We start from the raw sequence: 6,807 nt of genomic DNA, 5'->3' as shown, positions 1-6,807 counted from the left end.
GTCGCGGCCCAGCTGGCACGCGTGCCGCCGGGGCCGGAGGAGACGACGCTCGCCGCGACCGCGGGTGCGCTCGCGGCGGCGCAGGCGCTCGCCCACCTCGACGGGCGGCCGGTCACGGTCGAGGGGGCCGCGCTCGTGGTCGCCCTCCCCGACGCCGTGCCTCGCACGGTCACGTGGGAGGAGCACCCCGAGTGCGGCTGCGTCGGACCGTCGGTCCAGCCGCTCGAGCCGGCTGCCGAGCGCGGACGCGCGTGAGCCCCGGCAGGCGAACCTGCCGGGGCTGCACGTCATGCTGCCGAGGACTCGTCCTTGCGGGGACGGCCGCGGCCGCGCTTGCGGGGTACGACGACCCCTCCGATGAAGACCTCGCCGCCCCAGACACCCCAGGGCTCCTGGCGGGCGATCGCGCCCTGGAGGCATCCCTGGCGGATCGGGCACTGGTGGCACAACGCCTTCGCCCGCTCGACGTCCGCCGTGGACTCGGCGAACCAGAGCTCGGAGTCGTACTCGCGGCACGGGATGAGCGTGGCGACCAGCTGGTCGAAGGTCTCGGCCTCGGAGGGGGCCGTGGTGGTGGTCGGGCGGTTCGTGGGCCACGGGCCGGAACCGCTGTCGTTCAGGGTGTCGAGCAGCGTGGTGAGCCGCACGGTGGTCCTCCTGGTCCGGAGTTGATCAGCTGGTCTGTCGGTTCCGGGAACCGTGACCTGTGCTGACCGCCGGAGCGGAGATGCAGAAAGGCCGCGGGTCCCGAGGTGGACTCCGCGGCCGGTGAGGCGTCTGGTCGGTCAGACCAGTGGTGCCCTCGGGACGGAGTCGAGCTCGGCGGACGTGATGCGTCGCCGCGCGAGTCGCCAGTCGTTGCCGGCGACCCCGGGCACACCCGTCCCCTGAAGTCGATCCAGGGTGGGCGCGACGAGACGCGGCGCGGAGCTCGCGGCATAGCCGGCGAACGTCGTCACGATCATGGTCTCCATCAGTGCACCCACCCCCTCTCGACTCAGGCCCTGGCCTCTTCGGCCCGACCTCCAACAAGGACGTGAGAAACCCTAGGGCCGCCGGATCCGGGGGGACAACAGAATTAACGAAGGAGTTTTCGACGAGTTTCTGCCACGCCTCGCGCGGCGGCCGGCCGGGCGTCCGCGCGGCCCGTCAGCGGTGCTGCGCGACGATCCCCAGCAGCGCCGAGCCGTAGGCGTCGATCTTCCCCGGGCCGACCCCCTTGACGCGCGAGAGCTCCCCCACGGTCGTCGGCCGCAGTGCGGCGATGCCCTCGATCGCGGGGTCCGCCAGGACCGTCCACACGGGCCGGTCGACGTCGGCCGCGACCTGCCGGCGCCAGTCCTGCAGCGCGGCGACCAGCGCCGGGTCCTGCTCGCCCGGCGAGCCCGTCGCGCGCGATCCCTGGACGGCCCCGGTGCGGCGGCGCCCGTCGCCCTCCGGCCAGATGCCGTCGAGGAAGCGGCTCCGCTTGCGTCCGGCACGCCCGCCCGGGTTGCGTGCCCGCGCGAAGCTGAGCTCGAGGTGCTCGCGGGCGCGCGTCACCCCGACGTAGAGCAGGCGGCGCTCCTCCGCGACGGCGTCCGTCGTCTCGGCGAGCGAGATCGGGACCAGGCCCTCGCTGAGCCCCGCGAGGAAGACGGCGTCCCACTCGAGCCCCTTCGCCGCGTGCAGCGAGGCGAGCGTCACGCCGTCGACGGCGGGGGCGTGCTGCGCCGCCGCGCGCTCGTCGAGCTCGGCGACGAGGTCCGCGACGGTGGGGCCGTCCGCATCGCCGTCGGCGGACGAGGCCAGCTCGTCGGCCAGGGCCACGAGGGCCTGGAGCGAGTCCCACCGCTCGCGGACGGCGCCCCGCGCGGCCGGGGGCTCGGGTGACCAGCCGGCGCCCGAGAGCACGTCGCGCACCGCCTCGGTGAGCGCGACGTCGGCCATCGACCGCGCGGCGCCGCGCAGGAGAACGAGCGCGTCGCGCACCTCCTTGCGGCCGAAGAACCGCTCGCCGCCGCGGACGAGGTAGCCGATCCCGGCCTCGGCGAGCGCCTGCTCGAAGGCCTCGGACTGACCGTTGGTCCGGTAGAGCACGGCGATCTCGCGCGCCGGGGTCCCGGCGGCGAGCAGACGCCCGATCCGTGCGGCGATCCCGGCGGCCTCCGCCTCGTCGTCGTCGTAGGTGGTGTAGCCGACCGCGGGGCCCGTCGGCCGCTGGGCCACGAGCTCGAGGCCCGAGCCGCGCCGTCGTCCGGTCGCGGCCAGCAGGCGGTTGGCCACGTCGACCACCTGCGGGGTCGAGCGGTAGTCGCGGACGAGGCGGACGACCTGGGCGTCCGGGTACCGCTGCCCGAACGTGAGCAGGTGGTGCGGCGTCGCCCCCGTGAACGAGTAGATCGTCTGGCTCGGGTCCCCGACCACGCAGAGCTCCGTCCGGCCGCCGAGCCACTGGTCGAGCAGGTGCTGCTGCGCGGGCGAGACGTCCTGGTACTCGTCGACGACGAAGTGCCGGTACTGGGAGCGCACCGTCTCCGCGATGTCCCGGCGCTCCTGGAGCATCGCGCCGAGGATCGTCAGGACGTCCTCGAAGTCGATCACGCCGCGGGCGTCCTTCGACTCCTCGTACGCGGCGATCAGGCGGGCGACCGTCGCGCGGTCGTAGCCGGCGGGCGACGGCCGGCCCGTCGCCGACGCGGCGCGGACGTAGTCGTCGGCGGCCACGAGGCTGACCTTCGACCACTCGATCTCGGAGGCCAGGTCGCGGACGCTGAGGCGGTCGACGCCGAGCCCGAGCCGCGAGGCGGCCTCCGCCACCACGGGGGCCTTGTGGTCGAGGACGCGCGGCGGCGCCCCGCCGAAGACCTTGGGCCAGAAGAACGAGAGCTGCCGCAGGGCGGCCGCGTGGAAGGTGCGCGCCTGCACCCCGACGACGCCGAGCGCGCGGAGGCGGCTGCGCATCTCGCCCGCGGCCCGCGCGGTGAAGGTCACGGCGAGCACGCTCGTGGGCGAGTAGGTCCCCGTCCGCACGCCGTAGGCGATGCGGTGCGTGATGGCACGCGTCTTGCCCGTGCCGGCGCCGGCGAGCACGCACACCGGGCCCGTGAGGGCGAGGGCGACCTCGCGCTGGTCCGGGTCGAGGGCGTCGAGGAGCTGGTCGGCGGACATCGGGCCCAGTCTCTCAGCCGCCGCCGACACGTCGGCACGACGGGGAAGGAAAGGGCGGCGATGATGGTTGACGGACGAACGACCCAGCAACCACGAGGAGCACGATGAGCGACGCGACGACCGCCCTGCCGGCCGCCGGAACGGTGACGATGTTCTCGACCACCTGGTGCGGGTACTGCCGCCGCCTCAAGTCGCAGATGGACGCCGCGGGCGTCGCCTACACCGAGGTCAACATCGAGGAGCACCCGGGTGCTGCCGAGCTGGTCGAGAAGGTGAACGGCGGCAACCAGACGGTGCCGACCCTCGTCTTCCCGGACGGCAGCGCCGCGACGAACCCGTCGCTCGCCGAGGTGCAGAAGCGCCTCGCCGTCTAGGTCGTCAGCCCGCGAGCTCCGCGCCGAACCAGTCCTCGATCAGCGCCCGCGCGACCGACGTCCGCATCGGCAGCAGCACGTCGCCGGACGCGACGGCCGCGCCGAGCTCCTCGCGCGTGAACCAGCGCGCCTCGGTCACCTCGGCGCCGTCCACCTCGATCGCCGTCGTCCGTGCGCGTGCCACGAAGGCGAGCATGAGCGACGCCGGGAAGGGCCACGGCTGGCTGCCGCGGTAGCCGACCGCGCCGATCACCAGGCCGACCTCCTCGTGCACCTCGCGGCGCACCGCGGACTCGAGCGACTCCCCCGGCTCGACGTACCCGGCGAGGGTCGAGAACCGGCGCGCGGGCCAGTGGGCCGCGTGGCCGAGCAGCAGGCGGTCGGCGTCGTCGACCACGGCCATGATCACGGCCGGGTCGGTGCGCGGGTAGTGGTCGGAGCCGTCCGCCGTGCACGTGCGGGTCCAGCCCCCCGACGACGGCGTGGTGGGCGCGCCGCACCGCGGGCAGCGCGGGTGCCGCTCGTGCCACGCGGCGAGCCCGACCACCGCGGCGGCCAGCCCGGCGTCGCGGTCCGAGAGCGCGTGGCCGACGTCCCTCAGTGTGGACCACGTCGGTCCTCGGTCCGGGTCCGGGGCCTCGCCCTCCGGCCGGGGCGGGCCGGTCGGGACGCCCTCGAGGTCGACGCCGCCCCCGGGCACCTCCGGGACGACCCAGCCGAGGTAGGCGCCCTCGTCGTCGGCGCCGAGGAACAGCGCGAGCGGCGGCTCCGCACCGGTCGGGCGGTCCGCGATCGTGGCGCGCGCCTCGTCGGGCGGGAGCAGGTGGAGGACGGTGCCGTCCGGCGTGGCGCGGGTCGCCAGGCGGCCGTCGGCGACGACCACGACGCGTGAGGTCGGGTCGGCCGAGAGCCGGTCGAGCAGGCCCGGCTCCGTGCGCAGGTGGGCGGCGCGGTCGACACCCGCTCGGGCGAGAGGGAGTCGCGTCCAGTCCACGGCGCCACCGTACGTGCCGCCCCGCGCCCGGGCCTCCCGGGCGCCGTGCCTGCCTGGCAGCCTGCGTGCCTGCCTGTCGGAATGCGGACACGCCACGCGGTGCGTCGCCGACAGTCGTGCGTGGCGCCTACCGTGGGCGGGTGCCCCGCTCCCCCCTCGCCCTCGCGGCCCTCGCGACCGTCGCCGTGCCCGGGCTCGACGCCTTCGACGTGCGACGACCCGCGCAGCAGTCCGGGGGTGTCGACTCCGCCGTCGTCATCGACGCGACCGGCCGCCGTTGGGTGGTGCGCGCACCGCAGGACCCCGCCGCCGGCGCCGCGCTCGAGGCGGAGGTCGCCCTCCTCGAGGCGCTCGTGGAGCAGGTCGACGCGGGGGCGCTGCCCTTCGACGTGCCGCACCCGTCGGGGTTCGCGCCGCTGCCCGAGGGGGGTCGCGCCGTCGTGCACCCGCAGCTCGCCGGACGGCCGCTGCGGCTCGAGCTGCTCGGCCCCGGCCCGGGGCTGGCCGCCTCGGTGGGCCGCGCGATCGCCGCGCTGCACGAGCTGCCGGTCGCTCTCGTGGAGGACGCCGGGCTGCCGGTCTACGACGCCGACGCGTACCGCCGGCGGCGGCTGGCCGAGGTCGACGAGGCCGCGCGCACGGGCCGGGTGCCGTCGTCGCTCCTGCGCCGCTGGGAGCGGGCGCTCGAGGACGTCGCGATGTGGCGGTTCCAGCCGACGGTCGTGCACGGCGACCTCTCGGCCGAGCACGTGCTGTGCCGGGGCGACGCGGTGACCGGGGTGCTCGGCTGGTCGGAGGCGAAGGTGGCGGACCCCGCGGACGACCTCGCGTGGCTCCTCGTCGCCGCGCCCCAGGAGGGCGTCGATCCCATCCTGGAGGCCTACACCCTGCGGCGGACGGAGACCTCCGACCGGCACCTGGCTGCGCGCGCTCTACTCGCGGGCGAGCTCGCGCTGGCACGGTGGCTGCTGCACGGCGTGCGCTCGGACGACGCCGCGATCGTCGACGACGCCGCAGCGATGCTCGAGGAGCTCGCCGAGCACACCGCCGAGGTCCCCGACGAGCGCGACGCTGCTCCCGTACCGGTCGGCTGGACGGTCGACGACGCTGCGGGCGTCGGAGGTGAGAGCGCCGGCGCGAGCACGGCCGACGGCGGAACCGAGATCACGAGCGACGATGCCGACACCGCGGAGGCGACAGCGCTCGACGAGACGGCCGCGGACGAGGGTGCAACGGACGACGACGCCAGAGACAGCGGCGGCGTGGGCGGTGCTGGCGTGGGCGGTGCCGGCGTGGACGGTGCCGGCGTGGACGGTGCTGGCGTGGACGGTGCCGGCGTGGACGGTGCTACCGATGGAGCGCCGGGCGCCACGACCCCGGCCGACGGGACCGACGCGGTCGGAGTCGACGCCGACGACGACGACGAGCACGCCGCGGGCGACCCGGAGGACCCCCGCGCGCCCGACGCGCGTTCCTGACGAGCGTCCCGCTCGCGTGCCGGGCGTCCCGGCTCACCGACCGCCGGCGCGCAGCACCTCCTCGATCTCCTCGGCCCCGACGAGCCGCTGCGGCCGGACCGTCGTCCCGGTCGCGACGTAGAAGAACGCCGCGCGGACCAGGTCCAGGGGCGTGCCCGTCCACCGCGACCATGCCAGCCGGTAGACGGCCAGCTGCAGCTCGCGCGTCGCGGCAGCGGCGTCGTCCGTCGGCGGCCTGCCCGTCTTCCAGTCCACGACGACCACGCCGCCGTCGGGCTCCGGGAAGACGGCGTCGATGCGGGATCGCAGGACGACGCCCGCGACGGGCGTCTCGATGTCCACCTCGACGGCCGCCGGGGCGCGCGAGGCCCACTCCGACGCGAGGAACGAGGCGCGCAGCGCGTCGAGGTCGAGGGCGTCCTCGACCTCGTCGCCCGCCCCGGGCAGGGCGTCGACGTCGACCAGCGAGGCGGCGCCGTAGTACTGCTCGACCCAGGCGTGGAACGCCGTCCCCCGCCGCGCCTCGGTCGACGGGGCGAGCGGCACCGGCCGGCGCAGCTGGAGCGCGAAGGCGTCGCGGTCCGCCGCGAGCCGGACGAGCGCGGAGGCGGACAGGTGCGCGGGCAGCGCGACCGACGACCGTCCCGCCCGCCCGCGGCGTCGCTCCTCGAGCAGCAGCTCCACCGCGTCCTCGAGGTCGGCGAGGGGTCGCGGCCCACCCGCGACGTGCGCGTCCGCACCGTGGGGCCCACCCACACCGCCGCGAGCGTCGTCGGCGGGCGCGCGGCCGCCGTCCCACCCGGCACGGGTG

7 protein-coding genes and 1 pseudogene are annotated in these 6,807 nt (G+C 76.0%); 3 read left to right on the top strand and 5 right to left on the bottom strand.

Annotation, left to right across the window (positions count from 1 at the left end; all coding sequences use genetic code 11):
* Window positions 1-255 (top strand): annotated as a pseudogene (locus ICW40_RS18410) (hypothetical protein); the annotation flags it as partial.
* A gap of 32 nt (window positions 256-287) precedes the next feature.
* Here the strand turns inward: ICW40_RS18410 and ICW40_RS18405 are convergent.
* The 3 genes from ICW40_RS18405 to ICW40_RS18395 form a co-directional block, all read right to left on the bottom strand.
* Complete coding sequence (locus ICW40_RS18405) at window positions 288-647, bottom strand: WhiB family transcriptional regulator (protein WP_221655454.1); 360 nt, start codon at window positions 645-647, stop codon at window positions 288-290.
* Between the two features lie 138 nt (window positions 648-785).
* Complete coding sequence (locus ICW40_RS18400) at window positions 786-974, bottom strand: hypothetical protein (RefSeq protein WP_221655453.1); 189 nt, start codon at window positions 972-974, stop codon at window positions 786-788.
* Between the two features lie 175 nt (window positions 975-1,149).
* Window positions 1,150-3,150, bottom strand: coding sequence for an ATP-dependent helicase (locus tag ICW40_RS18395; RefSeq protein WP_221655452.1), 2,001 nt, complete (start codon window positions 3,148-3,150; stop codon window positions 1,150-1,152).
* Between the two features lie 104 nt (window positions 3,151-3,254).
* Here ICW40_RS18395 and ICW40_RS18390 point away from each other — a divergent pair, with 104 nt between their 5' ends.
* Window positions 3,255-3,524: a mycoredoxin gene (locus tag ICW40_RS18390; protein ID WP_221655451.1), complete on the top strand. Its 270-nt coding sequence runs from the start codon at window positions 3,255-3,257 to the stop codon at window positions 3,522-3,524.
* 4 nt (window positions 3,525-3,528) lie between these two features.
* Here ICW40_RS18390 and nudC read toward each other — a convergent pair whose 3' ends face one another.
* Window positions 3,529-4,518, bottom strand: coding sequence for an NAD(+) diphosphatase (gene nudC / locus ICW40_RS18385; protein ID WP_221655450.1), 990 nt, complete (start codon window positions 4,516-4,518; stop codon window positions 3,529-3,531).
* A 140-nt stretch (window positions 4,519-4,658) separates the two neighbouring features.
* On the opposite strand from nudC, the gene ICW40_RS18380 reads away from it, so the two are divergent.
* Window positions 4,659-5,996 carry a phosphotransferase gene (locus tag ICW40_RS18380; RefSeq protein WP_221655449.1) on the top strand — a complete coding sequence of 446 codons (1,338 nt, stop codon included), beginning with the start codon at window positions 4,659-4,661 and terminating at the stop codon, window positions 5,994-5,996.
* 33 nt (window positions 5,997-6,029) lie between these two features.
* On the opposite strand, the gene ICW40_RS18375 is transcribed toward ICW40_RS18380, so the two are convergent.
* The coding region (locus tag ICW40_RS18375) for a RecB family exonuclease (protein WP_221655448.1) at window positions 6,030-6,807 on the bottom strand (778 nt) is incomplete at its 5' end.

The sequence above is a fragment of the Actinotalea ferrariae genome (assembly GCF_019733465.1).
GTDB lineage: Bacteria > Actinomycetota > Actinomycetes > Actinomycetales > Cellulomonadaceae > Actinotalea > Actinotalea ferrariae_A.
This window is presented reverse-complemented; position numbering and strand designations above follow the sequence as displayed.

What these genes read in the sequence shown, in the direction of transcription:
- ICW40_RS18395 (WP_221655452.1), bottom strand. Translation starts at nt 3,150, where the DNA reads ATGTCCGCCGACCAGCTCCTCGACGCCCTCGACCCGGACCAGCGCGAG.
- ICW40_RS18400 (WP_221655453.1), bottom strand. Translation starts at nt 974, where the DNA reads ATGGAGACCATGATCGTGACGACGTTCGCCGGCTATGCCGCGAGCTCC.
- ICW40_RS18390 (WP_221655451.1), top strand. Translation starts at nt 3,255, where the DNA reads ATGAGCGACGCGACGACCGCCCTGCCGGCCGCCGGAACGGTGACGATG.